Source organism: Paraburkholderia terricola (genome assembly GCF_003330825.1).
Taxonomy (GTDB): Bacteria; Pseudomonadota; Gammaproteobacteria; order Burkholderiales; family Burkholderiaceae; genus Paraburkholderia; species Paraburkholderia terricola.
Genome location: NZ_CP024941.1, coordinates 1,585,377 through 1,612,165 on the forward strand (window position 1 = coordinate 1,585,377; position 26,789 = coordinate 1,612,165).

Consider the following 26,789-nt stretch of genomic DNA (forward strand, 5'->3'; position numbering starts at 1 on the left):
AAAAGTCTTCCGCGATGCACTCCAAACGATCTGCGATGCTCGCTAACAAGTCGTCACGCTGGCATTGTCAGGTTGTCGAGCCGGTGACGTGAGATGGCGTGATGAAGAAATCGAACTCGGTCTATCGCGATAACCGTTTCCCGGCTGGTGCCATCAACTGTGCTGTTCGATAGTTTTCCGCTTCGAGTTGACCTTCCGCGACATCGAGGAACTGCTTTTCGAGCGCGGCGTGATCATGACGTATGAGACGATCCAGTGCTGCCCCATATCCTGCTGCATTTCGCGCTAAGCGACATCTGCTGCGCGCGTCACTTTATCGGACGTTGACCATTGTTGTTCAGGTCGTTGACAATCGACGCCGTTAAACAACGCTTGCCGGCTGTCAACGAGACCCTTCACATCAATCCAGCCACGGGTTGGGAGAGCGCCAGGTAGCAAGCATCACGATATTTCTCGTTGACGGGTAGTAGTTTTCCTGGAGCTTCTTCCCCTTGAACACCGCACCATCGGGATTGACGAATGCAGCGGTGTGACGCGCGCTGTCCAATTGCGGGATTTCCTCGAAAGGACCGCGCCTCGCACGATTCTGCCGGCGACGAGTTGGTGGTGATCCAGCCAGTCCCCGCGCGCTTCAACGCGAATCAGGGCAGGGGTCGATGCAGATCGGGTCGGTCCGTGCGGTTCAGGGAACGCAGTCCGGTGCATCCGAGCACCAGCTCACTTGGCCCGACACAGGGTTGGCAGCTGAAAGCCTATTATTTTCTGTCGTGGTGTATCGATAATGCACTTCCTTGGAAGTCTGCGTCAGTCGCGTCTTAGGCGCGCCGCAGGTTGGCCAAATGCTGCAAAAGGACTGATATGTTGCGTCTTTTGTCAGGATCCACAGCCCACCATTCGGCAACATAATCAGTTCGGCGTCGACGGGCACGATCGGCGCCGGCTGTTGAGGTGACGCGCAGGTCGCACCGCTGCAAAGCAGGACGACTCCATTCGTCACGCTCCAGACGAACTGTCCGTTCGAGACTGATCTGGTTAAATATTGACTCTGCGAGCACACCACGCCTGAATACAAGAGGGTTGCAAACAACAGTACACAGTTCGAAAACTTCCAAAACCGTACGCCCTTCATGGTGACTCCGACGATGTCAGATGACGCGAACCGCCCCGGAAATCCCGGAGACCGTTTTGCTTGAGTCATGCCACGACGGTAGACCCGGCATTTTCCATAGTAAGCCGTTCTCGCGGCAACCGGTGACCTGGAAAGCCATAGTAGGGCGGGCGTTTTATCCGTTCAAAACATGCGGCGCTCCTAACTACAACTTTCGCATTGATTTCCCGTGTTCACGTGGCAACGGCGGGTGGCGATGGAGCCTGCAGGGATCGGTCCGTCAACTTCGGCGACCGATGATGGACCTTGCGTTTCGCGATAGTCATCAAGCGGCCAACTAGAGACGCTTGCTAGCCGCGCGTGAATGTCCGCTCTGTCCGGCCACTACCGACGATCACCGCGTGGGCGAGGGGCAGTCCAGTGATAACGGGATCCAGCGTTGAACCGCGACTGGTCTTTGGTCCTGTGTCTGTTTGATAAATCCGGATCTGGAAACGCTGACGGTCCGGCGCTAGACGCCTGTTACCCAAAGCTTCCCTTGCTCGCGGTCAGGTGGCCATGTCAACGACGAAGACCGGATGACAAGGATCACTACCTATGGCTCGTCGGTCGCGACGGGCGGGCCGACTGCGTCGGCAACGCCCGCATCGCGGTACGCTCGCAACATCAGTCGTGCGCATAGGTTTTGCTGATCGGCGCTCTGGCGTGCGCAAAGAAAGCTTTGACCTTTTTGGCAAAGGACTGCTTCGGCGTCTTCTGGCATTCCTCAATCAGAGCGGCAACGGTTTCTTCCTGACCGACCACGACGACATCCTCGGATTGCAGCTTGCCTTTGTTGTTGTAGCCGTCCATCCAGTACACCATCTGTGGCTTGTACACATCATCCATGGCGATGAAGTCCTCGCATTTCATTTTGGCTGGCTTCATTTCCTTGTTGGCATCGGCAAGGCAGGCCGCCGAAAGGATTACGCCAATGAGACAGACTGCTGCTTTGCTCGTGTTCATTCGTCTCTCCTCTAGCACACAGTAAAAATCGATTCCAGTTGCTGCAGGCCGGTGGGTAGACAGGCGCCTTCGATGGCGTACACCGGTAAAGCACACAGTCCTGGACCGGACACCACCTTGTGATACATCCCGTTTGTCTCCGAACATCGCGCTATGCGAGTGCATCGAGTCTGCGCCAAGTGCCCTTCAGGGTGCAGGTACCACGCGGTAGTAAATGCCGTTCGCACCGTAGGCGGGCTGGAACCACGTATTGCCGCACAGGTAGTACGTGCCGCCCTGCACGTGAGGCGAGATGCAGCCGGCGGGCAGCACCGCGTAGATTGAGCCCGTCGCAAACGAGGTACCGACAGGGGCGGTTGCAGGCGGCGCTGTCGTTGCCCCAGCGACATAGCCCGCGTTGTAAGCATTCGATGCCGCTGCGTTCGTGTTGGCCGAGGCTATGGCGGCGCCCGCCGCCACACCGACTGCTACGCCGGCTGCGGCTGCCCCCGCGGTGGACCAGCCGCCGCAGTTGTAGCACCCGGATCCGTAGTTGTTCACCGTTACCGGAGGATGGTACGCGGGGTACCTGGCGCCGTAATAGGGACTGTGGTAGGCGGTCGCACCCGAGGCGCTCGTGTAGCTCGTATAACCTGAGCCGGCGGCATGGTACGCCGAACCGCCGTACGCGTTGGTGGCGGAGGTACCCTGGCCATAGGTGTGAGTCGCGCTGCCGCCATATCGATTGGCAAAGGTCGTCTGCCCCGATCCCTGCTGGTGCGTTGCGGTGTCGCCGTAGCGGCCGGTCGCGGTCGTGCCCTGGCCGTAGGTGTGCGTTTCGCTGCCACCCCACGCGTTGCTGCGGGTTGTCGACCCCGAACCGGCAGAATGTGACGTGCTGCCTCCGTAATAGTTGGCATGTGACCATGCGCCGGCTCCGCCAGCTGCGAGCGCCGGGACAAGAAGACCCACCAGACGGATGACGACGTTCTTCATGATGCGTCTCCTCATTGCGTCCCGGTGTGCTTGCTCTTCGGCGGTGGCTTCATTCCGGGCGCATCGCTCGCGTCCGGACGCGCAAACGCAATGCGGGCCGCGCCGGCTCCTTTTGCCGGAACGAAGGCGTCCTCCGCAATGGCGGAATCCAGTTGCCAGTCGGAGAGTTCTAGTACATGGCGCAGTTGGGCGCGATCGTTGAGGTAAATGGCGTAAATGCGGCGCGGGAGCTTGTCCTGCGCGCCGATCCAGACCTGTATGAACACATCCCCGGTGACATACGCCACCATGTCCGTTGTCGTGCCGCCGACCACGCTCGATTGACCGATGTAAAAAGCGATCTTCAGTCCGTCGGCAATGTCCTTATAGGGATCCGCGACGATCACATCGGTAAACGGGAAATAGATTGCGCCGGAGTCGAAGGCCACCTGTAACGTGGCGTCGATGGTCGGGGGCGCGTCGGCGATGGCGACCAGATTCTCCGACGGCGCGAATGCCGTCATGGTTTTGCCGTCGTAATAGAACTCTGACGGTGGCCCGTCGCCCAGGGTGATGACTTTGAGCTTGTCCGGCCGCCGGACTGCTACCTCAGACCTCGTGGAATAGACAAGCGGTGGACCGAGGCGGCTCGGACTCTCATGGGAGACGACCGACGTGAACGACATCGACCTGGCGGCGGCAAGGCGGGCGCTCGCCGCCTTTAGGATGTCGATCGCGCGCGGCTCGAGTCCGGGCTGGAACGCCGGCGCGGCAACCTTCGCCGCCGGCCTGGCGGCTGCTTTCGGCGTGTGCTGTGTTTGCTGGGCGTTGCCGCTTGCGGCGAGGAACATGCTCAGCACGACGACGGTTACGCCCCACTTCAATTTCTCGCAGGTCATCGCGGCCTCGGTGAGTAACCCGTTTTAACGGCGCCCGACGACATCATGGAATCATGCCGCACTCAAACATCTTGTTGGCAATCGGCGCGGCCACCCTATTGATGAACGCGGCACGCATCTGCGGATCGTCGCGCAGCATCTGCATGGCCTCCTGCTCCCGTTCGGCCTTGGGTCGACCCTGCTTCTGGGCTTTTTCCTGCCACAGTTGCTCACAGGACGATTGCTGGTACTTTTGAACGAGCTTGTCGGCGGCCATGTCCATCATTGGGTATTGAGCGGTGGCGACATTCGCGAACAGCAACGCCGGTACCATCGCAGGCCACAAGAGACGCTTTATCATGAGCTTGCCCTCATTTCGTCAAAAAATGCGGCACTCGGAAAGATTCTAGGATCATCGCTTCCGAAGGGATAGCCGGGTCCTTGATTCTGTTCGCGTGCCTCATCTGGGAACCCTCGATCAACCGCATTCGCACATGAGATAGCGTACGACACTAATAGGGATGCCGATATTGGACCTTGGTCCAACTAGTGGGCGATGGACCCTGACGCGCACATCGGCGGACGCATGCAGATTCAACTGCACGTATTGAGCTCCATGACAAAATTCCTCGCGCCGAGCGACCGGTTTGCCAGGCATTCGATTGGTGAGTGCCCGAAGGTAGATTGCCACTCAGGTGGGCGACAACACCGTGGCAGCGCGTCACATGCGATATCAGATGCCCATCTGCGGCTTTCAGACTTTACGGAAGTAGCGCAACCGACCATAGTGGAAGGCTTGCAGCACTATCTCTGGAAGTACGTTCGGTTTGGTTACGCGGAGCAGCATGCGGACACGTTTGACGACTTGCAGTGGGCTTAGCCGGCTGCTTTATGTCACAAAATGAGCGGCCCGCTGTTTGCACATGTGAAGGTTGGCCATCACCAGTTGTTTTCGCACACCTGCCCGCCCTGCACAAAACGGATTTTTCCCGCGACCGGGTCAATTGGAACGTACGCCTGTTTTACGACTCGGACTCGATCACAAAGCTTGCCGATGAATGCGTGCGCGAGGTGTATGGATTGTTTCGTCGTTCTTGAACGGAAAACGCATCACGGTCGGAGAGGCCTTCGCATGGGAGCCGCTCGAGCTTGCAGCCTTTGGCAATTTCCAAGGAGATTTCGTTTAAATTGTGCCGCCTTCATTTCAGAACCGAAATCTGCAGAATGGCCTCCACCGCTAGAGAGCGGAACGTCGGAAAACGGCCGAGCTTCGGCCGTTCGTGAGCATTAAGCTGAAGGACCGCTATGGCTCGACAAGACCCCGTGATGCTTTCCCGCAGCAGCCATTCGCCAGCCCTACATTTGTTGAAGGCCACTGAATTAGCGCGGCCGGTCCTTTTCCCCGCGCCATCAAGATAACTCTTCATATCTTGATGGTTTCATTGCTGTGTCAAGCGGGCATCTGAGAACGCGCCTGAAACGAGATCCTCGCTCCGGCTTCGGCCAATAGAGTTTTCGGATACCGATGCGCGTCATGCCGTGCGCGCCGTAGCGCACGGCGGCGCCACAGGTCGTTGCAATGAATAGAAGATCGGTCCGGAGCACGGAACCCTGCGTTCCGATCGCGAACGGTCCGACCGCAACGCAAGCGATGCCACAGCGGATTGATGCTCGTCCGCTGCGTTTCTTTGCGGCAATTCATCCGTGGGTCAGGTTTGCATACTACGAGTGCGTCGCATGGCGCCCAAAACCGGCGGTAGCCTATCCTGCCATCCCTTGTTTTCCGTGCATTTTTTTTGGCCCAGAGTAAACACCGCGCGTTGTCTTTGCGATGACGATGCGATGTGGGGTTGTCGACAGAGTGAACGTATTGCGCAGAACTATGCGTTAAAAGATGCGTAACCACAGTGCTATGAACTGCTGACCAGTGGCGAATTCGACGTGCCGAATGTGCGTACTGGGGCGCCTTTGGTGTGCACGAAAAGTGCGGATGGCTCATAGAGTAAATGCGCTAAGCGATGCGTTTCGTGGGCCGTATAAAAAGTCAAATCGAGTGCCCAGGCTGTCACCGTTTTGCGCAGAGCAGACAAAGACTTGCGTGCGTTGAGATTCAGACGATGCACTGTCGTGTGAGCGTCGATCTCGTGGTTCAGTGTGGAGCACTGTGAGCGATTCCGGGGTCGAGGACTGGAATCAGCACGCGTACACCAGCGGCGACCGAAACCAGAATCCTGCGTTAAGGCGATGGCCCCCGGCGCCAAGGGCAAGCGCTAACCCGGCGCGCCTTGATGCATTGGAGAACGCGTGTCGCGTGTGCGCAACATGCGCAAAAAAGTGTGTTGTTCTCCCACTTTCCTTTCACTTCCAGCCTGTTCCTGCGCGGGCAAGTCGTGCGCAGAAACCGTGTTGACGCGTGCGCAGGACGTGCGCACGATAGTGTCACGGCGATGGGCCGGCCCCCGCGAAAACCGGACACGAGGTAACGCTTAAACTTTGAGGTAGTCTTACGCCTATGTTTAAGCCCAGCTCCAACGTGGAACCGATTGAAATTCTGACCCAGCCCGAACAGCGCCGCCGGCGCTCTGTCGAGGAGAAGCTCGCGATAGTGCGCGAGACCTTCGAACCCGGAGCGAGCGTTTCCGGAGTTGCCCGTCGTCATCAGGTGAATGCAAACCAGGTGTTCGCCTGGCGCAAGCTCTATCAGGACGGAAGCCTGTCAGCAGTCAGTGCTGGCGAGCAGGTGGTGCCGGCGTCCGACCTGGCCGAAGCGATGAAGCAGATTCGTGAACTCCAGCGACTGCTGGGCAAGAAGACGATGGAAGTGGAAATCCTCCGCGAAGCAGTGGAGTACGGCCGGGCAAAAAAATTGATTGCGCGCTCACCATTGCTGCCGGGGGACGACCGATGAAGACGGTCTGCGAAGTCCTGGGTGTGTCGCGCTCGAATCTCGCGGTGAAATCAAAGCGCGACGCTGAATGGGTCGACAGGCGTAAGACGCCCGCCCGTGACGACATGCCGCTCGTCGCGGAGCTCCAGGAGTTGGTCGCTGATTTGCCAACTTACGGCTACCGGCGCGCCTGGGCCCTGCTACGGCGAAACCGGGACGCACAGGGACAGCCTCGCGTTAATGCAAAACGGGTTTATCGGGTTATGCATACCCACGGTCTGCTGCTCGAACGCCGCCCGCGCCATACCCAGTCAACGCGCCGACACGACGGCAGGGTCGCGGTGGACCGGAGCAATGCGCGCTGGTGCTCGGACGGCTTCGAATTCCGTTGTGATGACGGCTCGCCGCTGCGCGTCATCTTTGCACTCGACTGCTGCGACCGGGAGGCCATGAGCTGGGCTGCGACCACTGGAGGCTACACCGGAGACATGGTGCGTGATGTGATGCTTCAGGCTGTAGAAAACCGTTTCGATGGTGCGCTGAAAGCCGACAACGAAATCGAATGGCTCAGCGACAACGGTTCCTGCTACATTGCCGAGGACACGCTGACGTTCTCGAAAAAAGTGGGCCTGAAACCCATCACGACGCCGGTCAGAAGTCCGCAGAGCAACGGCATGGCCGAGAGCTTCGTCAAAACGATGAAGAGAGACTACGTCTCGTGGATGCCCAAGCCGGACGCGAGAACCGCGTTGCAGAACCTGGCCATCGCGTTTGACCACTACAACGAGTCGCATCCGCACAGCGCCCTGAAATACTGCTCGCCACGCGAGTTTCGCCAGCGAGCAAATTCACCAACCTAAGCGTGACCGCATGTCCGGTCATGCGGGGGCAAGTCCAGGCGATGCGCAGCGGATGTTCAGGAGGGTAACGATGCCTGTCGCGAAGGTCTATACGAAGTCGCAATGGGAGGCGTTTGCCTGCGCACTCGATGCACTGCCGGAGAAGCCGGATACGGAACGTGGCGTGACGGTGCGCGATGCGATGAAGGACATGCGTGTGCGCGTGCAGACTGCGCAGGCGAAGGGCTATACGCTGGAACAGATCGCGGAGCAGGCTCGACAGCAGGGTCTTGATATCACGGCCGGGACGATTCGCTACGCACTGCGCTCGACCGGAAAAGGCAGTGGTGCACGCAATGTTGTACGACCCACACCGGGCGCACGTGCGACTGGTGCCGAGAAGGTGTCTACCGTGCAAACGCGTGTGCAGGATGCTACGTCTCAGACGAAGCATGTTCGCAAGGATGGGGGGAAGACGGAGGCCAGACCGCAATCCGGGCCGGTGCAGGGCGCACTCGGATTCGCGATCCGGCCCGACACCGACGATCTGTAGAGGAGTCGCGATGGATACGGCAGTCAATCCCATCTATCTTGTGGGCGGTGGCAAGGGCGGCGTTGGCAAGAGCCTTGTCGCGCTCGCGCTGGTCGATCATCTGCAACGGCGTGGCGTCAAACCCGTGCTGGTTGAGAACGACACGTCGAATCCTGACGTGATGAAAGCCGTGCAGGGCGAGATTGATTGCGCCGCGTTCGATCTGGACGAGGCGGACGGCTGGATTAATTTCGTGAACTACTGCGACGAGCATCGCGACGCGGTCGTGGTGGTCAGCACGGCGGCGCGTAACCAGGAAGGTGTCGCGCGCTACGGCGCGACGCTGTCCAGCACGCTGGGCGAGCTAGGCAGGCGGCTCGTCGTGTTCTGGGTAATCAACCGGCAGCGCGATAGTCTGGAACTGTTGCGCCAGTTCGGTGAAACCTTCCCGGATGCGATGACACATGTCGTGCGCAATGGTCACTACGGTACGCCGGACAGGTTTGTGCTGTATCAGGACTCGAAAATCCGCAAGAGTGTCGAGGCGAGAGGCAAGTCACTCGACTTTCCCGAACTTGCGGATCGCGTGGCGGACGATCTGCGCAGTCAGCGTCTGTCGGTGCGCAAGGCGGCGGAGTCGCTGCCCATCGGGCAACGCGCGGAACTGCTGCGCTGGCGGGCGCTCTATGACGCGATGTTCGCCGGGGTGACGGGCAATGCCTGAGCGGCGGGCGCGGCGCGGACGCCCTGTCGATCCGCTCGCCCGGCTCTTTTACGACGTGGCCGGGGAGAAGCCGGACGACGCGAGCCTGCTGCGCATGCGTCGTGTGTCGATGGCCCTGAACCTGCGTGACAACGATGCGCTGTGGTCGGTGCTGGCTGTGCTCGAATACTATGCGCGGCTTTACGAGGCGATGCCGGAGCGCATCCGGCAGGCAGGCAAGGGCAATCTGGACGCGGTGCGGGAGGATGCGCGTGAGGCGACGGACGCTCTGATGGCGCAGCACCGCGACGCTCTTGCGCGCTGTAAGGCGACCATCGAGCTCGCGGAACGCATGGCCGTTGAACACGAGGCGAGGTATCGCGCGACGCTCGCGGCACTGAATGAACAGGCGTTGGTTGCGCAGGCGGGGCGCGCTGCTGACCGGATCGCGCGCGTCGCGGGAAACCGGGTTGTGGGCGCGGTAGCCGTTGCGGCGCGCGAGCACCGGCAGCAGCTCGACGCAGCGGTAGCTCTGTTTGAACGGGAGATGAGCGAGGCGGCGGCGCGCGTCGCGAAGATCGACCAGATGGCAGCGCGACGGACAGCGAAGGCGTTCCGCGCACTGATGGTCGGAGCGCTGATCGTGATTCTGCTCGCGGCGGCAGCGGGTGGTCTGGCGGGGCGTTACGCCGGAAGTCATCTGGTGCGGGCAGACGGTTTGCCGTCTGCCCGCACGGGTCACGCGTCGTCGGTGTCGCCTTTCATGAACTCGAGGGCATCATGAAGCGTGCGCGAGGCCGGCAGCGGTCGGGAAGGGCCACGGCGGCTGCATGCCGGCTGGGGCAGGAGACCCGGCCACATCGCGAGCCGTGTTGTTGATGCCACTGTGATCGCTCCCGGGCTCGGCGGCACCGTCGTCGTCCTCCCGCGCATCGTCGGGATCATTGCCGGTGTCCGGGCCGTGTTCGTCCTCCCCGGCGTTCCCGTCCTCGTCGTCGGCTTCCCATGACGGTGTGACCGGGATTTCCGTATCGGTGAGGATTTCCGGCAGCCATGCGACCTTGGCCAGCCGCAATTCAGCGGCGGCAGCGGCATCGGCCTTCTTCATCTTTCCTAGGTCGGCGGCAACCTTTGGTGACACGGCGGCAGACACGACTTCCCCGATACGCGCCTTGCTGACATGATCGAAATACGTGACGCGCGTTGGCATCCAGTACCGGGTCATATCCAGATTAAGCGCACCCGCGAGCGCGCTGATCGCCTGCGGCATTTCCTCGCCCACGATGCCGTCGATCAGGGTGCCGGTGCAGAAGGCGAGCAGATCGAGCAGCGTCGTTCCCGGATCCTGCTTCGCGAGCCACGGCAGCAGGTCGGCGCGTTTCGCGGGCAACTCGGCGGCCCATCGGGCGCGTTGTGCCTCAATCGTGTTCCATGCGGCGCTGGTGGGCAGGTCGTCCGCCGCGCGCAGCAGGCTGTCGTGATTGTTGTCACCGGATAGCGCCAGATAGTCAGGCATGGACGTGTAGCCGTAGTGCTCGGGCAGCGCCTGTGGAACGAGATGCCGCAACAGGGCGGCGAGCGCGACGGAGGGCTGTGCGACCATTTCGGCGTGGATGGCGACGGTGCGGTGCGCGGTGAGTCGTTGGCAGAGCTTCGCGCTGTGGACCGGCTTTGCCTTGGGTACAAGACCATCTGCACGGTCCTCAGCTTCTGCCTGCGGCGTGCCGGTGACGGTCGCACCCGCCGCGTCCAGCGCCGCACTGTTCTCGCGCCGCACGAGACCGCGCTCGATGAGCAGTTTTCCTTGCGGATCGATGATCACGAACGCACCCGCCTCGGCCATCTGCTGTGTATCCCACACAAGGGCGCGGTTTTCGAGTGCGACGATCGCGGTGTTGACCTGTCCGATTTCGGCATCAAGGCGATCAGCTTCCTCATAGGCATTTTCATCGTCCTCGGAGAGTGCTTCCAGCTTCCCGGCCAGGTCGTCCTGCTGCGCCGTGAGTGCGTCCATCTCGCGCTGCTCGTCGTCTGTAAAGGGGCGCTGGACGGGGCGCAGCTTGCCGTAGCGGTTAAGCTCCAGCACATCACGGTCGACGCGGGTCTCTGTCCAGCCCCAACCCTCGGCGCGTACTTCTTCTGCTGTTACGTCGAGCTTTTGCGCGACGAGACGCTGCAACAGTTCGGCATCGGCAATGTAGCCCGCATTCCCGTCGTCGCTGAAGAGGTCACGGCGTACATACCCACCCGCTGCTTCGTAGGTGTCGAGGCCGATAAAGCGCACAAGGCGGCTGCGGCTCGCGTCGATTTCGGCCCGCGTGATGGCCTGTCGCAGATAGTTTGGCTGGCGCTGCCACTCATTTGCATCGAACCAAATGTGTTCCTGCGTTTCGTGGTTGTCCGCAAGGGCGAGTGCGGCAAGCTGGTCGAGCGTGATCGCGTCCTCCCGCAGCAGGGTCAACAGTTTTGGGGATACGTTGGCGAGCTTCATGCGCCGTTTGACCGTGAGCGGCGAGGCGGAAAAGAGCGCGGCGATGTAATCGACGCTTCGCCCTTCCTCGGCCAGCATCCGGTATGCGCGCAGCACGTCGAACGGATCGAGCCCTTCGCGTTCGGTATTTTCGATCAGGGAGATGGCGAGGGCTTCGCCTTCACTGACGATCCGTACAGGGACCGGGTAGTCGGCGGCGATGTCTTTCTGTTCGAACAGGAGATCGAGGGCGGCCTCGCGGCGCTGACCTGCGCACACGCCATATTTGCGCTGCCTGCGGCGCGATCCCTTTATCTCGTGGACGACGAGGTTTTGCAGCAGACCCTTGGCCCGGATATTGGCGGCGAGGCCGGGAATGCCCGACAGGGGTTTCGTGCGCGCATTGAGTGGCGAAGGCCGCAGGGTGGAATACGGCACGATCACGATGGGCTGCTCGTTGCCGAAGTGGGTTTCGAGCATGGTGGCCGGTTCGACGCTGTCTACCGTCGTGGTTTCGGATTGGGTATGCATGACTGACTCCAGAAAGTTGAAAAGAAAGTTCCGGGCCAGGAACTATCGGATTCCGGCAGGACTCGACCCGGATAGGAATCCTGATGGATTATCGGAAGGAGCCGCTTTCCTGAATCTATCGCGCCTACGCCTTCATCTGGCGCATTGCGTCCGCGAGCATCCAGAGGGCGCGATTGAGCTTCACGTTCTGGTCGATGCCGATGATGGGACGGGTGGACATCGAGCGACCCGTGCGCGAGCGTCCGTGCAGGCCGCCTTTGGTGAGGTTTTCCTGCACCCGGTTAAAGACGGTCCAGAGGTCGTCGCGGCGATCCTCGAAGCGGCGCGGGGCGAGCAGCTGGCTGTCGGTAACCGGGGCCGGTGCCTCTGCGTCGGTCGCGTCGTAGCGCAGCGCGAGTGCGGAGCGGGCGAACGCGTGCTGTTCGTCGCGGTCGAGCGTGACAGCGCGCATGCGTTCCTTCTGCTCGCGTATCAGGTCGAAACCGTCGAGCACGTAGAATGCTCCGTTGATCACGTTCTGGACGATGTTGCCCTTGTGCGGGACGCGGATGTCAGCGACGTTGTCGCCTGCCACCATGCCGTTCTGGCAGACGAAGCGCAGCATGCCCGCGAGCATCTGGTAACTGCTTGTGCCATCGTGCGAGTTCAGCAGCACGATTTCGTTCGCTTCTTCGCCGGTGATCTGGTCGGCGTGACGAAGCCGAAGCATGTGTTTCGTGTACTCGCGACGGTCGTCGTGCCGCACGCGCGTCTGGCAATGAAATGAACGCGTCCCACCCGCGAATGGGGGAGCTGTGGCGTAAGGTGGATCCTCACGGGCTAACGGCATCAATGTGCCCAGGTGGAAAATGCAAGCATTTCCCGGCAACCGGAGGATCCACAAATGAATGTTACGCCTGTGGGTATCGATATTGCGAAGAACGTGTTTCAGGTGCACTACATAGACCCGGATACCGGGGAAATCGTAAACAAGGCGATTAAGCGATCGCAGTTTCTCGAGTATTTTGCGAATAGATCGAGGTGCATGATCGGCATGGAGGCCTGCGGCAGCTCGCATCATTGGGCGAGACAGTTGACGGCCATGGGACACGCAGTCAAATTGATGCCAGCCAAATTTGTTAAAGCCTTCAATATCCGAAACAAAAATGATGCGGCGGATGCTCGGGCGATCTGGTTGGCGGTGCAGCAGCCGAGCAAAGCTGTTGCTGTGAAAACGGAGATGCAACAGGCAGTTTTGATGATGCACCGCCAACGCGAGCAGTTGGTGAAGTTCCGCACGATGCAAATCAATTGCCTGCGCGGAATGCTGGCCGAGTTTGGGGAAGTGATGGGCGCAGGGCGGGTGGCGATGGCCAAGGCGATCCCCGACACAATCGCCCGTATCGAAGAACGTTTGCCAAAAGTGTTGATCGATAGCCTGCGCGATCAATGGTCGCGAATCGAAAAGATGGGCGAAGAAATCTCGACGATCGAAAGGCGATTGCGCGAATGGAAGAAAGAAGATCGAGCGGTGAAAGCGATCTTCGAAATCCCGGGCGTCGGTCTGCTGACGGCAACGGCAGCAGTTGCAATGATGGGCGATCCGAAGGCCTTCAAGTCGGGCCGTGAATTTGCCGCTTGGGCTGGGCTGGTGTAGCGCTCGGAGCGGCTTTCGTGCTTGCCGTCTGCGAAGATGGACGGGGCAACGCGGCGAATCTGATCGTCCGACAAGGGCGAGTTGGCACGCAGCATCGGGGAGCAGTAACGAAAAGAGGAAGCGAGTTGCATGGCAATCTCCACAGTCAAGGTTGAGGACCTGAACCGGGCGAAGGGATGTGATTTGCCATCGCGGCTGCACACCTCCCGGTGGAACTCGGGGTTGGCTTTGCTGCCGCCAGGTTCCCGGGTTCCCGCCCGTGCGACTGGAGGAGCCGATAGCGGGCAGGTGTCAAGGAGAAAGGCGAGGGAGGGGTGCGGGCAACACGGTCCCTCGCCCCTTGACGCCTGCCCGCTATCGGCTACGGTCGCGGGTCAAGGGCGGGAACCTGGGAGCCAGGTGCATGCCGTACCTCGGGTTGGCCGGGTAGGGGCACAACTGGAAGGCTGGAAGATGAGCGGGGTTGAACCGCCCCGGATTTTGTGGAGGCTCCAACTCTTGAGAGTGATTCATCGGGTTTTTGCCCGACCCCGAAGGATGAAGCGCACGACTGCTGCAGGCGGATCTGGGAAGGAATACGATCATGAGGCAGCGGTGGTCGAGGTCGGCCCATTATCTGGTGCACTGAGCCCGTTTGAGAGTTGGACCCGCAACCCTGCGAGCACCCCGAATTGTGACCGAGGGCACATGTTGCCCTGCCGGAGCACGCTTACCAGAATCCGATAACGAGGGTTGTCGCCGCTGCCATTCTCTATCTTGCAGGAGGGCAGCATGCAGGTACTCTATCCGCGCTGTGCAGGACTGGACATCCATAAGGACATCATCGTCGCCTGCGTCCGTTGTGTGTCTGCGCCAGCGCATCATGAAGTGCAGAGCTTCTGCAGTACCACGAAGGGGTTGCTGGCGCTGTCGGACTGGCTGGCCGCCCATGGCTGTTCCCACGTGGCCATGGAAGCCACCGGCGTTTACTGGAAACCAGTGTGGCACGTGCTCGAGGGCTCCTTCGAACTCGTGCTGGGCAACGCTGCGCATATCCGGAACGTGCCGGGCCGTAAAACCGATGTGAATGACGCGACGTGGATCGCGGACCTGCTCGCACATGGGCTGATCCGCTCAAGCTTCGTTCCGCCTGCGGCGATCCAGGAGTTACGTGATCTGACACGCACACGCAAACAACTGACGCGTGAGATCGCCCAGCATTGTCTGCGTATCCAGAAGCTGCTCGAGGATGCCAATCTCAAACTGGGCAGCGTCCTTTCTGACGTACTTGGCGGCAGCGGGCGCGCGATCCTGAAGGCTATCATCTCGGGCGAGAACAATCCGGTGCTGCTCGCGGCACTTGCGCAAGGTCACGCGCGCAAGAAGACGGGTGAACTACGCGAAGCATTGCGCGGACGCATAACGTCCCATCACCGTACGATGCTCGCGCTCCATTTGCAGCTCATCGACGCCCTTGAGCACGCGCTGACTGATCTGGATGCGGCGGTGGGACTCGCGCTGACGCCAATCCGGCAGCACGTTCAACTGCTGAAAACCATTCCCGGCGTCGGTGACCTGACCGCCCGGGTCCTGGTGGCCGAGATTGGCGTCGACATGATGCGCTTTCCCGATTCCGCTCACCTCATATCGTGGGCTGGACTGTGTCCCCGCAATGACGAGAGCGCCGGTAAGCGCCGCAGTACGCGCGTTCGCAAGAGCGGCACATGGCTCAAGACGGCACTCGTGACTGCCGCATGGGCCGCAGTACGTACGAAGAACAGCTACCTGTTCGCCCAGTTTACTCGCATCAAGGCGCGGCGCGGCTCAAAGAAGGCAATCATCGCAGTGGCTGCATCAATGCTCACGGCAGCGTGGCACTTGCTTCGTAATGGAGTGGAATATGCAGATCTCGGTGCAGACTATTTCGCCCGGCATGACATGCAGAACACCGTCAAGCGATTGCTAAAACGCCTCACGGATCTTGGATATCCGGTGCAGCCAGCTTCTCCGTCATAAGGGCTTCTTACCAGAATGGAGCCATGAACAAGAAGGTAACCAAGTTTTCCCCGGAAGTCCGGGAGCGCGCAGTGCGTCTGGTGCGCGAGCAGCGTAGCGAACATCCGTCGATGTGGGCGGCGGTCGAATCGATTGCGCCGATGATCGGCTGCACACCGCAGACACTGCACGAGTGGGTCAAGCGCGACCAGGTCGACCACGGTGAGCGCGATGGCGTGACCTCAGACGAGCGCGAGCGCCTCAAGGCCTTGGAGCGCGAAGTCAAGGAGTTGCGTCGTGCCAACGAGATTCTCAAGGTCGCGAGCGCGTTTTTCGCCCAGGCGGAGCTCGACCGCCGTTTCAAGTCCTGAAGGCCTTTATCGATCAGCATCGCGACACCTTCGGGGTCGAGCCGATCTGCAAGGTCTTGCGGATTGCCCCGTCGGGCTACCGACGCCATGCCGCGCAGCTTCGTGATCCGTCGCGGCGCTCTGTTCGCGCAATCCGCGATGAACGTCTGCGGCCGGAGATCGAGCGTGTGTGGCGGGCCAACATGCAGGTCTACGGCGCCGATAAAGTCTGGAAGCAGATGAACCGGGAGCGTATCGTGGTGGCGCGCTGCACGGTCGAACGGTTGATGAAGCAACTGGGTTTGCGCGGCGTGATGCGAGGCAAGCGTGTTCGCACGACTGTTCCTGATGCCATAGCCCCGCGCCCGCTCGATCGGGTCAATCGCCAGTTCAAGGCGGCACGGCCGAACCAGCTCTGGGTTTCGGATTTCACCTACGTTTCGACGTGGCAGGGCTGGCTGTACGTGGCCTTCGTGATCGACGTGTTCGCTCGCCGTATTGTCGGCTGGCGCGTCAGCACCTCGATGACCACGGACTTCGTTCTGGATGCACTTGAACAGGCGCTTTACGCGCGACGCCCGGGCGACGACGGGGCCTTGATACACCATTCGGACAGAGGGTCCCAATACGTCAGCATTCGCTATAGCGAACGGCTGGCCGAAGCGGGCATCGAACCGTCGGTCGGCAGCCGGGGCGACAGCTATGACAACGCCTTGGCTGAAACGATCAACGGCTTGTACAAGGCTGAACTGATTCATCGCCGCGCCTGGAAAACGCGGGAATCCGTTGAACTGGCAACGCTGGAGTGGGTGGCCTGGTTCAATCATCATCGATTGATGGAACCCCTCGGCTATATCCCGCCCGCCGAAGCTGAGGCAAACTACTATCGGCAACTTGAAACAGCTGCCGCTGAACCCGTATTAACTTAAACCAACCAGCCTCCACGATTCCCGGGGCGGTTCATGTCGCTACACCGGACGTAGTCATTGTCGCCGCCCAGTGATCGTGCCGCATTTTCATCCGCTCGGCTGCAACATGCCATTCAGCTGTCTCGAGGTTCACCTCGGTCCACGGCACCGCTGCAACCACGCCGGGGCGAAGGCCGGTCAGCATGGTGAGCTTGAGGGCGGCGCGGGTAATGGGTGACTTGTAGGCATCGATAGCAAGAACGAGCGGCGCTATGTCCGCAGGCTTGGTGATCGCTGGTATATGGCCTTTCCTGTGGCGAGGCACAACGCCGCGCAGTGTCAAGGCGGCGCCATCTTCCCGCAGTCCGTTCTGGACCGCGTACGTCACGATGCCACCGACATACTGCCGTGCCTTGGTCGCGAGGTTAGGCGCATGAGAGGCAATCGCTTCGAGTACGGGCTTGACCTCTGGCGTGGCAAGCGTCGAAATGGGCTTGTTGCGAAGTGCGGGAGTCAGGTATTCGCGCACGACAAACTCTGCCTTCCGGTAGGTTTCGTCCGCCCATTCCTTACGTTTGAAGTCGAGCCAGCGCTGGGCCACGAGATGGAAGGCGCCTTCGGCCATGCGTTTGTGGGCGATGGACTCGGCCTGGCGATATGCAACCGGATCGATGCCTTCGCGTACGAGATTGCGTGCGGTAGTGGCCGACCGTCGTGCATCAGTGAGCGTGATATCGGGGTAGGGGCCGAGGCTGTGGAAGTTTTCCCTGCCCGTGCTCGGTCGTCGATAGCGGAACAGCCAGGTTTTGGTGCCGTTGGGCTGGACCCTCAGCGCTAGTCCGTTTCCATCCGCGAGTAGGTAGGAACGGGCGCCCGCTTTGGCGGCACGGAACACTAACTCTGACTTCGGTTTGACGCGTTTGGGCATGGGTTTGCCCCCAATCTGGTATACGCAACAGTATACGCAAAAATCGTCGATGTCAGTGGAACGCAAGGGATCTTTGGAGAACAAAAAACCCCGTAAGACGTTGATCTTACGGGGTTTCTCGGACTACTGCGGCTCACGCCGGAACAACTGTTGGTGCCCAGGAGAGGACTCGAACCTCCACGGTGTTGCCACCGCTAGGACCTGAACCTAGTGCGTCTACCAATTCCGCCACCTGGGCACGTTTTCAAGCTAGACAGCTATTTTATCGGGATGATGCAGCGTGTCAATCCCCGCCAACAAACAACTTGCTTCGTCAATCACCCGATCGGATCGGGCAGCGGCTCGTGCCGCGAAGCGATGCTTCAAGCGTCTCACACAAAAAGTAAAGCCGCCTCAAAATGCCAGGCGGCTTTACTTTGAATCTGGTGCCCAAGAGAGGACTCGAACCTCCACAGTGTTGCCACCGCTAGGACCTGAACCTAGTGCGTCTACCAATTTCGCCACCTGGGCAGGTGATGAACAGCAAAGAACGCCATTATAGCGACAGATTCACCTCTGTCAAGCGTTTCTCAAAAGTCGCTTAAACGACGCGACCGTGCGTCCGCATGCGCCCCGCAGCGACTATTGACGGGCCGCAAGGCGCGCGAGACGGGTGTTAGAATGCCTCGCATAGTTCGTTGGCACGGTGCACACGCCCGTCGGACTCAGCCTTGAACGAGCCGGACCCGAGCAGTCTTTCCAGTGCAATTGCAAGTGCAACTTAAGCGCAATTTCAACGCTTCTTAAGCCGAGCCATATCGCCGACCGACGTCCATGCAACGAGAAAAAACCATCGACAAGCCCTTGAGCAAATTTCCGTATCCGATCCCAAGCCGCGAAGAAATCCTGGGCGTCCTGCGCACGAGCGAAGCGCCGCTTGCCGCGAACGAGATCGCCGAAGCATTGTCGATCAAGCGCCAGGAGCGCGAGGGATTTTTCAAGCGCTTAGGCGCGATGGAGCGCGACGGCCAGATCCGGCTCGATCAGCGCAATCTCTATCAACTGACCCATCCGTCGAACTTCGTGGCGGGCCGCGTGCAGGGCCATCGCGACGGTTACGGCTTCCTGATTCGCGACGACGGCCAGGACGATCTGTTCCTGCCCACCGGCGAAATGCAGAAGGTCATGCACAACGACCGCGTGCTTGCGCGCATCGTCGGCTACGACCGGCGCGGGCGTCCGGAAGGGCACATCGTCGAGGTGACAGACCGGGCCAACAAGCGTGTGATCGGCCGTCTGCTGAACGAGAACGGCGCGCTGATCGTCGCGCCCGAAGACAAGCGCATCGGCCACGACATTCTGATCACGCAGAACACCAAGAAGGCCAAGGTCGGCCAGGTGGTGGTGGTCGAGCTGACCGATTTCCCGAGCCGCCATTCGCAGCCGCTCGGCCGCGTGGCGGAAGTGCTCGGCGATATCGACGACCCCGGCATGGAAATCGAAATCGCGGTGCGCAAATACGGCGTGCCGCACGAGTTCAGCCAGGCCGCGCTCGACGAAGCATCGAAGCTGCCCGACGAGGTCCGTCCGGTCGACGCGCGTCATCGCATCGATCTGCGCGACGTGCCGCTCGTCACGATCGACGGCGAGGACGCCCGCGACTTCGACGACGCGGTGTACTGCGAGCCGGTTCAGGTCGGCCGCGGCGAGGGCTTTCGCCTGATCGTCGCGATCGCGGACGTCTCGCACTACGTGCATCCGAAAAGCGGGCTCGACGCCGACGCGATCGAACGCAGCACCTCGGTGTATTTCCCGCGCCGCGTGATCCCGATGCTGCCGGAGAAGCTCTCCAACGGCCTGTGTTCGCTGAATCCGAACGTCGACCGTTGCGTGCTGGTGTGCGACATGATCGTCACCGCGCGCGGCGAAGTGAAGGCGTATCAGTTCTACCCCGGCGTGATGCATTCGGCCGCGCGTCTCACGTACACCGAAGTCGCCGCGGTGCTGAAGAACACCAAGGGTCCCGAGGCCGCGCGCCGCGCCGCTTTGCTGCCGCAACTGCAGAATCTTTACGGCGTGTATAAGTCGCTGTTCGCGGCGCGCCAGAAACGCGGCGCGATCGACTTCGATACGACCGAGACCTACATCGTCTGCAATGCACAGGGCAAGATCGAGCAGATCGTGCCGCGCACCCGCAACGAGGCGCACAAGCTGATCGAGGAATGCATGCTGGCCGCGAACGTCTGCGCGGCCGACTTCCTGAAACGCAACAAGCATCCGGGGCTGTTCCGCGTGCACGCCGGCCCGACCGCCGAGAAGCTCGAGAACCTGCGCACCTTCCTGCGCGGCATGGGCCTCACGCTCGCCGGCGGCGAGACGCCGCACGCCAGCGACTACGCCGCGCTGATGGCGCAAATCCGCGAGCGGCCGGACGCGCCCATGCTGCAAACCATGTTGCTGCGCTCGATGCAGCAGGCCGTCTACAGCCCGGAGAACATCGGTCACTTCGGCCTCGCGTATGAGGCGTATGCGCACTTCACGAGTCCGATTCGCCGTTATCCCGACCTGCTCACGCACCGCGCGATCTACGCGATCCTGCAGGGCCGCAAGTACCAGCCCGAACCGGCGCAAGGCATCGAGTTGAACACGGCGCTCTCGCCGCGTGCGCGTGCCATGCAAAAGGCCGACGACGAAAAGCGCGGCCGCGTGCGCGGCAACAACGTGGCGATCTGGGAAGAGCTCGGCCTGCATTGCTCGGCCAACGAACGCCGCGCCGACGAAGCCTCGCGCGACGTCGAAGCATGGCTGAAGTGCTATTTCATGCGCGACAAGCTCGGCGAGGAGTACGGCGGCATGGTGAACGGCGTGACGTCGTTCGGCATCTTCGTGCAGCTCGATTCGCTCTTTATCGAGGGCCTCGTGCATGTCACCGAACTCGGCTCCGACTACTTCCAGTACGACGAGATCAAGAACGAGTTGCGCGGCGAGCGCACCGGCATTCGTTATCGCCTGTCGGATCGCGTGCGCGTGCAGGTGAGCCGCGTCGATCTCGACGCGCGCAAGATCGACTTCCGTCTCGTGCGCGATACGCCGATCAAGCCGCCTGTGAATCGTACGCCGCTCGCCGACAAGTCGTCCGGTGAGAATGGCGGCGCACGCGTGCGTGTGCTGCCGCCGATCGAAGGCGCCGTGCCGGCGCCGGTCGGGCGGCGCAAGAAGGCGGCGCCCGCGCAGTCCGCGGCGGTGCAGGAAGCGCGCGCCGCGCGCGGCGCGGCGAAGAAGCACGGCGCCACGGCCAAGCCGGCATCGAAACCGCAGACGCGCAAGAAGCGCTGAAGCCGCATCACGGCTGACACCGCGCGCATCGGGTGCGTCAAGACGCACCGGTTGCGCGCGGTCTGCATTTCATCGTGGCCGGGCAGCAAGCGCGGCACGCAACTCGTATTCATCACAGCAGCGCGTATTGAAGGCGCGCTCAATCAAAGGTTGTATCAGTCATGGCACGTCTCAAGGTTCTATACGGTTTTCACGCAGTGACCGCGCGCATCCGGCACGATGCGTCGACAGTCGAGGATGTCTATTTCGACGCGACGCGCAAGGACCGGCGCATGACCGAATTCCTGCATGCGGCGAAAGAAGCCGGCGTGCGTCTGATCGCCGCCGACGAAACGCGTCTGTGGGGGCTCTCGCATACCGAGCGCCACCAGGGCGTGGTCGCGCGCGCGAGCGACATGCCGCTCGCGCAGAACCTGGCCGAACTGCTCGACGGCATCAACGGTTCGCCGTTGCTGCTGGTGCTGGACGGCGTGACCGATCCGCACAATCTCGGCGCGTGCCTGCGGGTCGCCGACGCGGCCGGCGCGCACGCGGTGATCGCGCCGCGCGACCGCGCGGTGGGTTTGAACGCAACGGCCGCCAAGGTGGCGAGCGGAGCGGCCGACACCGTGCCGTACATCACCGTCACGAATCTGGCGCGCGCGCTGCGTGAATTGAAGGACGCGGGCGTGTGGATCGTCGGCACGGCCGGCGAGGCCACCAGGAGCCTCTACGACACCGAGCTCGACGGTCCGGTGGCTCTGGTGATGGGCGCCGAAGGCGAGGGCGTGCGCCGCCTCACGCGCGATACCTGCGATGTGGTGATGCAGATTCCGATGGCGGGCACCGTCGAAAGCCTGAACGTCTCCGTCGCGAGCGGCGTGTGCCTGTTCGAAGCGGTGCGGCAGCGGTCGGTGAAGAAGTGATTGCAGGCGGCGCTCATGTGCCGCTCCGGTAAACTAGCCGTTTTTACTGCTCGCCAGCATTCCCCATGACCCAAGACGAACTCAAGCAACTGGTCGGCCAGGCCGCCGCCGATTATGTGAACGCCAACGTGCCCGAAGGCGCGGTGATCGGCGTCGGCACCGGCTCCACCGCGAACTGTTTCATCGACGCGCTGGCCGCCAGCAAGGCACGCTATCGCGGCGCGGTGTCGAGTTCGCTCGCCACCACCGCGCGCTTGCAATCGCACGGCATCAAGGTGCTCGATCTCAACGAAATCGACTCGCTGCCGGTCTACGTGGACGGCGCCGACGAAATCGACCACAGCGGCGCGATGATCAAGGGTGGCGGCGGCGCGCTGACGCGCGAGAAAATCGTCGCCTCGGTGTCGGACGTGTTCGTCTGCATCGCGGACGCAAGCAAGCTCGTCGAGACGCTCGGCAATTTTCCGCTGCCGATCGAAGTGGTGCCGATGGCGCGGACCTCCATCGGCCGGCGCGTCACGGCGCTCGGCGGCGTGCCGATCGTGCGCGTCACGAAAGAAGGCGTGCCGTTCATCACCGACAACGGCAACGAGATCATCGACGTGAAGGGATTGCGCATCAGCGATCCGCGCACGCTGGAAATGCATGTGAACGCATGGCCCGGCGTGGTGACGGTGGGGCTCTTCGCGGGCCGTGGCGCGAATCTGTGCCTGCTCGGCTCCGATAGCGGCGTCGAGACGATCGAGTTCAGCAGGACCTGAGCGTACGCGCTCGTCTCTTGTCGCCGCATGCGGGCCGGTTTCGGCAAGCCCGCTTCAACGAGCGGCTTTTGAAGCCGCTTCAAGAGCCGCTTTAAGAGTTCTACCCGCAAAAGTTCTACCCGCACCCCGTTGCAACGACTCGCACTAGCTCGCGACCAGTCCGATGCGCTTGCATCATCCGTTGCAAACACCGATCCACCGAAAATTCCGTTTGCGCGTTCGCAAGCGCCTGCGCGGCGCGCAATGCGCCGATCGCGTCGGCCAGCGCGACCCCATCTCCGGTTTCGCCAGCCAGCCATTGCTCCGCCGCCGCGCAATCCCGGTCACGCCTGTGGCGGCCGCGGCGATCACCGGGCGTGCCGCCATTCCTTCGACGATCATTCGCCTGAACTGCTGCAGACACGGCAGCGCATACGCGCGTCGGCGCTGTTGCGCTGGAGATCGGCGAAGGAAAGGCCGCGTTGGATCAATCAGCGCCCGCCGAACCATCAGCGAGGAGCGGGCAAATGACGAGGCATCGATCATCGGCCGCATAGGAACGCGAAGCAGCGGGATGCAGATTCGCAAGAGGCTAAGCGCGGGTCTTCATTATTCGCGTGCTGTCGTGCGTTGAATGTGGGCACGCGCACGCACAGCAAACGGTGTGCCCCATACACTCGTTGCAATGGCCATGGGGCGCTTATCTAAAGGTGGGATGTCATGAGAGTGGCGATCGTGCACGACTGGCTGGTCGCACCAGGCGGCGCGGAGAAGGTCCTCGAACAGATCGTCGAGTGCTTTCCCGACGCGGATATTTTCACTCTCGTCGATTTCCTCGAAGACCGCCGGCCGCTCGGCGGCAAAGCTGTCACGACCTCCTTCATCCAACGCCTGCCGTTTGCGCGGCGCCGTTATCGCGCGTATTTGCCGTTGATGCCGCTCGCCGTCGAACAGTTCGATTTGTCCGGCTACGATCTCATCATCACGAGTTCCCATGCGGTCGCCAAGGGTGTGCGGGTTCGCCCGCATCAGACGCACGTGAGCTACGTGCATTCGCCGATGCGCTACGCGTGGGACCTGCAACATCAGTATCTGCGCGAGGCCAATCTGACGCGCGGACCGAAGTCCTGGGTCGCGCGCATGCTGCTTCATTATCTGCGCGGCTGGGATGCGAATTCGGCGAACAGCGTCGACCGTCTGATCGCGAACTCGCATTTCGTCGCGCGGTGCATGATGAAAACTTACCGGCGCGATGCGGCCGTGATTCCGCCGCCCGTCGACGCAGGCGAATTCGAACTGTGCACGGACAAGGAAGACTTCTATCTGGCCGCCTCGCGGAATATGCCGTATCAGCGCATCGAACTGATCGTCGAGGCCTTCAATGCGACGCCGCACCGTTCGTTGATCGTGATCGGCGAGGGCCCGGAGATGGCGGCGATTCGTGCCAGGGCCGCTCCGAACGTGACGATTCTCGGCCCTCAGCCGTTCGACGTTCTCAAGGATTATCTGCAACGCGCGCGAGCCTTCGTGCTGGCCGCCGAGGAAGACTTCGACCTCCTCGCGCTGCAAGCGCAGGCATGCGGCACGCCGGTCATCGCATTCGGCAAGGGTGGGGCGCTCGAAACGGTGGTGCCGGTGGGCGACGCGCATCCCACGGGCGTCTATTTCGCGCGCCAAACGGTCGTGTCGATGCTCGACGCAATCGGGCGCTTCGAACGGCTGCGCGAGCAGATCACGCCGGCGGCCTGCCGCGCGAATGCCGAGCGCTTTTCGCCGGCGGTGTTTCGCCGCGCCTTCATGGCGGAAGTCACGCGCACGATCGCGGCGCGCGGCCGGCGTCGGCGGATCGGCCTCGTGGAGCGCATTGAACCGGTGGCCATCGCGGATATTGCCTGGCCAGGCGAGCCGGCGCGGGAAAGCAGTTGGGGACGTTGACGCGCTCGTCTGCGGTCTCGCGTGGTTTGGCATCAATAGAAGAAGAGGTAGTTCGTCTCTTTATTCGCGGGTTGCGAACTTCGCAGTTTGCGAATAAAATGGTTTTCGTCATACCGCTGTGGGTCGTATCCGGGTGCCTTGGCTATGCCATCCGGCTAGCTATCGGCACCCCTCCGCTGCGTTTAGCCTTGAGGCAGATCGCGCATGTTCAGTGCGCGAATGCGTGCGAGGAAATACGATGCGGGTCATTTCGAAGAAAGCGTTGCTGGACTTTACAAACAGACATCCGGGGGCGCGCGGTGCGCTATTGACGTGGTACTCACTGGCGCAGGCTTGTCTCGCGTATGGCTATAACGACCTGAAGCAGACGTTCGCCGGCGTGGATTACGTGCCGCCGCAATACACGGTTTTTAACGTAGGCGGCAACCGGTTCCGCATCGTCGCGGCGATTCACTACAACAGGCAGTCGTTATTCGTTCGTCATGTACTGACGCATGCGGAATACGACCTTTGGACGAGGAAGAATCTAAACTCATGAACGCCGATCGCCTCCCGGGAGCTTTTCCCGACATCGCGCAAACCTGGACTGCGCTGCAAACCCAGTTGCCGATCACGCCCATTCGCAACGAAGAGGACTACCAGAAGATGGTGCGGCTCGCCAACTCGCTGGCCGACCATCTGAACGGCAACGAAGAGGATCCGCTTGCCGATCTGTTCGCGATCGTCACCGACCTGATCGAAAGCTGGGAAGCGCACAACGTGATGATCCCGAAAGCGGAGCCGCGCGAGGTGTTGCGGCATCTGCTGGAAACGCACGGCCTCAAGCAGAAGGACCTGATCGGCATCGCGTCGCCCACCGTGGTGAGCGACATTCTCGCAGGCCGGCGCGCCATCAGCAAAAAGGTGGCGAAGGCGTTGGCGCAGCGTTTCCGTACCGACGTCAGCGCGTTTCTGTAAGAGCGGCGCCGTGCGAGCCTTGCGCCGCGTGCGGTGTCGACGGAAAAGAGAGCGGCGCCTGGTTACGGCGCAGCCCCTTTTTTGCGCGGTATTTCGTCGTGATGCGTTGACGCGCTTTATCGCGGCATGGGCGTATCGAACCGGTCGCCGGTGGGATAGGCGTCCACATACGCGCAGCGGCCTTGCCTCTTTTTGTGAGGCCGCGTGTGAGGCCGCGCGTCGGTTCGCTCAGCGCGCCGCCTCCTGCCATGCCCCGCGCATTGCGCGTAGGCCCACTCGCCATTTGCGAAGCGCAAGCGCCACGCCGCCGCGCTCGAATGCCAACGACAATGCGCGCAGGAACCCCGGGTCCGCGCGATCGCCGATCAGCGTCGAGTAAACGACGAAGGCCCATTTGCCGTGCGGCGTCAGGTATTCGCACATGATGAGCCGGAGATTGAATGACGCGTTATAGAAAGCCGCGTCGTTGAATGTGAAGTGTTGATCGTCATCGCTGCGCTGCGCGGGAAAATGCTCGACCAGCAGCGACGGGTCGTAGATCAGCGTCCAGCCGCGCCGCTGCACGTCCAGACTGAAGGCCATCTCGCAGTGAGCCTGCGCGCCGGTGCCGCGCAAGCGCGAGTCGAAGCGCAGCGCGCCGATCGCCTCGCGGCGAAACGCCATGTTCACGCCCTTGAGCACCTGAACCTTGCGCGCCTTGCCGTGGCCGATATGGTGATTGCCGATGGTCCGGCCATACCAGCGCACGAGGCCCACGCAGGGCTTCTGTCCCTGCGGAATGCCGTTGCGTTCATGCACGATGTCGCGTCCGCCGAGGCCGCCCAGCGCCGGATCGTTTTCGAAGGCGCGTGCGATGCGCGCGACCCAGTCGGGATGCGGTGCGGCGTCGTCGTCGGTGAAGCAGAGCACGTCGCTGCTCGCGCTTTCGATGCCGAGGTTGTACGCGGCGACCACGCCCGGGTTGCGCACCAGCACGATCCAGCGGCGCGGGTCGGGGCGCGTCGCGTCACGCGTGCGCAGCCAGTCGAGCGTCGCGTAATCGTCGTGACGCACGACCACGATCACCTCGTCGGCGCGGCGCTCCTGCGCGTCGAGCGCCGCGAGGCAGCGCGCGAGGTCGGCGGTGCGCCGGTACGTCGGCACGATCACGGAGACTTTCACCAGCGGTTCGCGTAGTGGCATGGTCGGAATGCGTTGTGGCCGGCAAAGCCGCCGCACAGGGTGGCGGGCCTCG

The 26,789-nt window shown here is 61.7% G+C and carries 20 protein-coding genes, 2 tRNA genes, 4 pseudogenes and 1 other annotated feature; of the genes and pseudogenes, 15 read left to right on the forward strand and 11 right to left on the reverse strand.

Annotated features, from left to right (window positions below; genetic code table 11):
- Nucleotides 1-101: 101 nt before the first annotated feature.
- Nucleotides 102-256, forward strand: a pseudogene (locus tag CUJ90_RS33175) (IS6 family transposase); the annotation flags it as partial.
- Between the two features lie 1,518 nt (nucleotides 257-1,774).
- Here the strand turns inward: CUJ90_RS33175 and CUJ90_RS07120 are convergent.
- The 4 genes from CUJ90_RS07120 to CUJ90_RS07135 all read right to left on the reverse strand — a co-directional run bounded on the left by CUJ90_RS07120 (nucleotide 1,775) and on the right by CUJ90_RS07135 (nucleotide 4,306).
- A complete protein-coding gene (locus CUJ90_RS07120) occupies nucleotides 1,775-2,113 on the reverse strand; it encodes an HdeA/HdeB family chaperone (RefSeq protein WP_161553685.1) in 339 nt (112 codons plus the stop codon).
- A gap of 186 nt (nucleotides 2,114-2,299) precedes the next feature.
- Nucleotides 2,300-3,088: a hypothetical protein gene (locus CUJ90_RS07125; protein WP_114163473.1), complete on the reverse strand. Its 789-nt coding sequence runs from the start codon at nucleotides 3,086-3,088 to the stop codon at nucleotides 2,300-2,302.
- Nucleotides 3,089-3,099: 11 nt separating this feature from the next.
- The gene (locus CUJ90_RS07130) at nucleotides 3,100-3,966 is read right to left on the reverse strand and encodes a DUF2092 domain-containing protein (RefSeq protein ID WP_208645242.1); all 867 of its coding nucleotides are present in this window, start codon (nucleotides 3,964-3,966) and stop codon (nucleotides 3,100-3,102) included.
- A gap of 43 nt (nucleotides 3,967-4,009) precedes the next feature.
- Nucleotides 4,010-4,306, reverse strand: a complete 297-nt coding sequence (locus tag CUJ90_RS07135) for a hypothetical protein (protein ID WP_114162299.1) — start codon at nucleotides 4,304-4,306, stop codon at nucleotides 4,010-4,012.
- Nucleotides 4,307-6,487: 2,181 nt separating this feature from the next.
- On the opposite strand from CUJ90_RS07135, the gene CUJ90_RS07145 reads away from it, so the two are divergent.
- The 4 genes from CUJ90_RS07145 to CUJ90_RS07160 all read left to right on the forward strand — a co-directional run bounded on the left by CUJ90_RS07145 (nucleotide 6,488) and on the right by CUJ90_RS07160 (nucleotide 9,690).
- A protein-coding gene (locus CUJ90_RS07145) for an IS3 family transposase (RefSeq protein WP_114163475.1) occupies nucleotides 6,488-7,692 on the forward strand; the annotation gives its coding sequence in 2 pieces (ribosomal slippage) (nucleotides 6,488-6,812 and nucleotides 6,812-7,692; 1,206 coding nt in all).
- A 70-nt stretch (nucleotides 7,693-7,762) separates the two neighbouring features.
- Entirely contained in the window at nucleotides 7,763-8,224 is a 462-nt protein-coding gene (locus CUJ90_RS07150) for a hypothetical protein (protein ID WP_114163476.1), read from the forward strand.
- Nucleotides 8,225-8,234: 10 nt separating this feature from the next.
- On the forward strand, nucleotides 8,235-8,927 hold the full coding sequence (locus CUJ90_RS07155) for a nucleotide-binding protein (RefSeq protein WP_114162301.1): 693 nt from the start codon (nucleotides 8,235-8,237) through the stop codon (nucleotides 8,925-8,927).
- Nucleotides 8,920-9,690 (forward strand): hypothetical protein, encoded by a 771-nt coding sequence (locus tag CUJ90_RS07160; protein WP_114162302.1) that lies wholly within the window; start codon nucleotides 8,920-8,922, stop codon nucleotides 9,688-9,690. Before CUJ90_RS07155 ends, CUJ90_RS07160 begins: the two co-directional genes overlap by 8 nt.
- Here the strand turns inward: CUJ90_RS07160 and CUJ90_RS07165 are convergent.
- Complete coding sequence (locus CUJ90_RS07165) at nucleotides 9,685-11,907, reverse strand: ParB/RepB/Spo0J family partition protein (protein ID WP_114162303.1); 2,223 nt, start codon at nucleotides 11,905-11,907, stop codon at nucleotides 9,685-9,687. The genes CUJ90_RS07160 and CUJ90_RS07165 overlap by 6 nt on opposite strands.
- Before the next feature lie 124 nt (nucleotides 11,908-12,031).
- Nucleotides 12,032-12,661: pseudogene (locus CUJ90_RS07170) on the reverse strand (DUF932 domain-containing protein); the annotation flags it as partial.
- A 129-nt stretch (nucleotides 12,662-12,790) separates the two neighbouring features.
- Between CUJ90_RS07170 and CUJ90_RS07175 the strand changes: the two are divergent.
- Nucleotides 12,791-13,540: pseudogene (locus CUJ90_RS07175) on the forward strand (IS110 family RNA-guided transposase); the annotation flags it as partial.
- Here CUJ90_RS07175 and CUJ90_RS33810 read toward each other — a convergent pair.
- Nucleotides 13,537-13,674, reverse strand: a pseudogene (locus CUJ90_RS33810) (DUF932 domain-containing protein); the annotation flags it as partial. The pseudogenes CUJ90_RS07175 and CUJ90_RS33810 sit on opposite strands and share 4 nt — an antisense overlap.
- Before the next feature lie 640 nt (nucleotides 13,675-14,314).
- On the opposite strand from CUJ90_RS33810, the gene CUJ90_RS07180 reads away from it, so the two are divergent.
- Together CUJ90_RS07180 and CUJ90_RS07185 are read left to right on the forward strand one after the other, a co-directional pair.
- Nucleotides 14,315-15,538, forward strand: coding sequence for an IS110 family RNA-guided transposase (locus CUJ90_RS07180; protein ID WP_073431994.1), 1,224 nt, complete (start codon nucleotides 14,315-14,317; stop codon nucleotides 15,536-15,538).
- Between the two features lie 23 nt (nucleotides 15,539-15,561).
- Nucleotides 15,562-16,796, forward strand: a protein-coding gene (locus CUJ90_RS07185) for an IS3 family transposase (protein WP_114162305.1) whose coding sequence is annotated in 2 segments (ribosomal slippage) — nucleotides 15,562-15,853 and nucleotides 15,853-16,796 — 1,236 coding nt in all. Because the reading frame shifts where the segments join, the coding sequence is not laid out codon by codon here.
- Nucleotides 15,843-15,959: a sequence feature (AL1L pseudoknot), on the forward strand. Its footprint overlaps the gene before it by 117 nt.
- A gap of 31 nt (nucleotides 16,797-16,827) precedes the next feature.
- Here CUJ90_RS07185 and CUJ90_RS07190 read toward each other — a convergent pair.
- The 3 genes from CUJ90_RS07190 to CUJ90_RS07200 form a co-directional block, all read right to left on the reverse strand.
- On the reverse strand, nucleotides 16,828-17,703 hold the full coding sequence (locus tag CUJ90_RS07190) for a tyrosine-type recombinase/integrase (protein ID WP_244219989.1): 876 nt from the start codon (nucleotides 17,701-17,703) through the stop codon (nucleotides 16,828-16,830).
- A 151-nt stretch (nucleotides 17,704-17,854) separates the two neighbouring features.
- Nucleotides 17,855-17,941 (reverse strand) — tRNA-Leu (locus CUJ90_RS07195).
- A gap of 185 nt (nucleotides 17,942-18,126) precedes the next feature.
- Nucleotides 18,127-18,213, reverse strand: a tRNA-Leu gene (locus CUJ90_RS07200).
- 303 nt (nucleotides 18,214-18,516) lie between these two features.
- On the opposite strand from CUJ90_RS07200, the gene rnr reads away from it, so the two are divergent.
- From rnr to CUJ90_RS07235, 7 genes are all read left to right on the forward strand, one after another.
- On the forward strand, nucleotides 18,517-21,018 hold the full coding sequence (gene rnr / locus CUJ90_RS07205) for a ribonuclease R (RefSeq protein ID WP_073426878.1): 2,502 nt from the start codon (nucleotides 18,517-18,519) through the stop codon (nucleotides 21,016-21,018).
- Nucleotides 21,019-21,179: 161 nt separating this feature from the next.
- Complete coding sequence (gene rlmB, locus CUJ90_RS07210; protein ID WP_114162306.1) at nucleotides 21,180-21,923, forward strand: 23S rRNA (guanosine(2251)-2'-O)-methyltransferase RlmB; 744 nt, start codon at nucleotides 21,180-21,182, stop codon at nucleotides 21,921-21,923.
- 65 nt (nucleotides 21,924-21,988) lie between these two features.
- The gene (rpiA, locus tag CUJ90_RS07215; protein WP_073426876.1) at nucleotides 21,989-22,684 is read left to right on the forward strand and encodes a ribose-5-phosphate isomerase RpiA; all 696 of its coding nucleotides are present in this window, start codon (nucleotides 21,989-21,991) and stop codon (nucleotides 22,682-22,684) included.
- A gap of 163 nt (nucleotides 22,685-22,847) precedes the next feature.
- Complete coding sequence (locus tag CUJ90_RS32325; protein WP_152035335.1) at nucleotides 22,848-23,297, forward strand: hypothetical protein; 450 nt, start codon at nucleotides 22,848-22,850, stop codon at nucleotides 23,295-23,297.
- A gap of 86 nt (nucleotides 23,298-23,383) precedes the next feature.
- A complete protein-coding gene (locus CUJ90_RS07225) occupies nucleotides 23,384-24,598 on the forward strand; it encodes a glycosyltransferase family 4 protein (RefSeq protein WP_114162308.1) in 1,215 nt (404 codons plus the stop codon).
- A 238-nt stretch (nucleotides 24,599-24,836) separates the two neighbouring features.
- Nucleotides 24,837-25,136: a type II toxin-antitoxin system HigB family toxin gene (locus CUJ90_RS07230; protein ID WP_114162309.1), complete on the forward strand. Its 300-nt coding sequence runs from the start codon at nucleotides 24,837-24,839 to the stop codon at nucleotides 25,134-25,136.
- Entirely contained in the window at nucleotides 25,133-25,555 is a 423-nt protein-coding gene (locus CUJ90_RS07235) for a helix-turn-helix domain-containing protein (protein WP_114162310.1), read from the forward strand. The genes CUJ90_RS07230 and CUJ90_RS07235 overlap by 4 nt, the downstream gene beginning before the upstream one ends.
- 228 nt (nucleotides 25,556-25,783) lie before the next feature.
- Here the strand turns inward: CUJ90_RS07235 and CUJ90_RS07240 are convergent, their stop codons facing one another.
- Nucleotides 25,784-26,737, reverse strand: a complete 954-nt coding sequence (locus CUJ90_RS07240) for a glycosyltransferase family 2 protein (protein ID WP_114162311.1) — start codon at nucleotides 26,735-26,737, stop codon at nucleotides 25,784-25,786.
- Nucleotides 26,738-26,789 lie beyond the last annotated feature (52 nt).

Coding starts and splice junctions, on each gene's coding strand:
- rnr (WP_073426878.1), top strand. CDS start 18,517: ATGCAACGAGAAAAAACCATCGACAAGCCCTTGAGCAAATTTCCGTAT.
- CUJ90_RS07225 (WP_114162308.1), top strand. CDS start 23,384: ATGAGAGTGGCGATCGTGCACGACTGGCTGGTCGCACCAGGCGGCGCG.
- CUJ90_RS07230 (WP_114162309.1), top strand. CDS start 24,837: ATGCGGGTCATTTCGAAGAAAGCGTTGCTGGACTTTACAAACAGACAT.
- CUJ90_RS07125 (WP_114163473.1), bottom strand. CDS start 3,088: ATGAAGAACGTCGTCATCCGTCTGGTGGGTCTTCTTGTCCCGGCGCTC.
- CUJ90_RS07150 (WP_114163476.1), top strand. CDS start 7,763: ATGCCTGTCGCGAAGGTCTATACGAAGTCGCAATGGGAGGCGTTTGCC.
- CUJ90_RS07130 (WP_208645242.1), bottom strand. CDS start 3,966: ATGACCTGCGAGAAATTGAAGTGGGGCGTAACCGTCGTCGTGCTGAGC.
- CUJ90_RS07120 (WP_161553685.1), bottom strand. CDS start 2,113: ATGAACACGAGCAAAGCAGCAGTCTGTCTCATTGGCGTAATCCTTTCG.
- rlmB (WP_114162306.1), top strand. CDS start 21,180: ATGGCACGTCTCAAGGTTCTATACGGTTTTCACGCAGTGACCGCGCGC.
- CUJ90_RS07160 (WP_114162302.1), top strand. CDS start 8,920: ATGCCTGAGCGGCGGGCGCGGCGCGGACGCCCTGTCGATCCGCTCGCC.
- CUJ90_RS32325 (WP_152035335.1), top strand. CDS start 22,848: ATGCGCTTGCATCATCCGTTGCAAACACCGATCCACCGAAAATTCCGT.
- CUJ90_RS07165 (WP_114162303.1), bottom strand. CDS start 11,907: ATGCATACCCAATCCGAAACCACGACGGTAGACAGCGTCGAACCGGCC.
- CUJ90_RS07135 (WP_114162299.1), bottom strand. CDS start 4,306: ATGATAAAGCGTCTCTTGTGGCCTGCGATGGTACCGGCGTTGCTGTTC.
- CUJ90_RS07155 (WP_114162301.1), top strand. CDS start 8,235: ATGGATACGGCAGTCAATCCCATCTATCTTGTGGGCGGTGGCAAGGGC.
- CUJ90_RS07240 (WP_114162311.1), bottom strand. CDS start 26,737: ATGCCACTACGCGAACCGCTGGTGAAAGTCTCCGTGATCGTGCCGACG.
- CUJ90_RS07235 (WP_114162310.1), top strand. CDS start 25,133: ATGAACGCCGATCGCCTCCCGGGAGCTTTTCCCGACATCGCGCAAACC.
- rpiA (WP_073426876.1), top strand. CDS start 21,989: ATGACCCAAGACGAACTCAAGCAACTGGTCGGCCAGGCCGCCGCCGAT.
- CUJ90_RS07190 (WP_244219989.1), bottom strand. CDS start 17,703: ATGCCCAAACGCGTCAAACCGAAGTCAGAGTTAGTGTTCCGTGCCGCC.
- CUJ90_RS07180 (WP_073431994.1), top strand. CDS start 14,315: ATGCAGGTACTCTATCCGCGCTGTGCAGGACTGGACATCCATAAGGAC.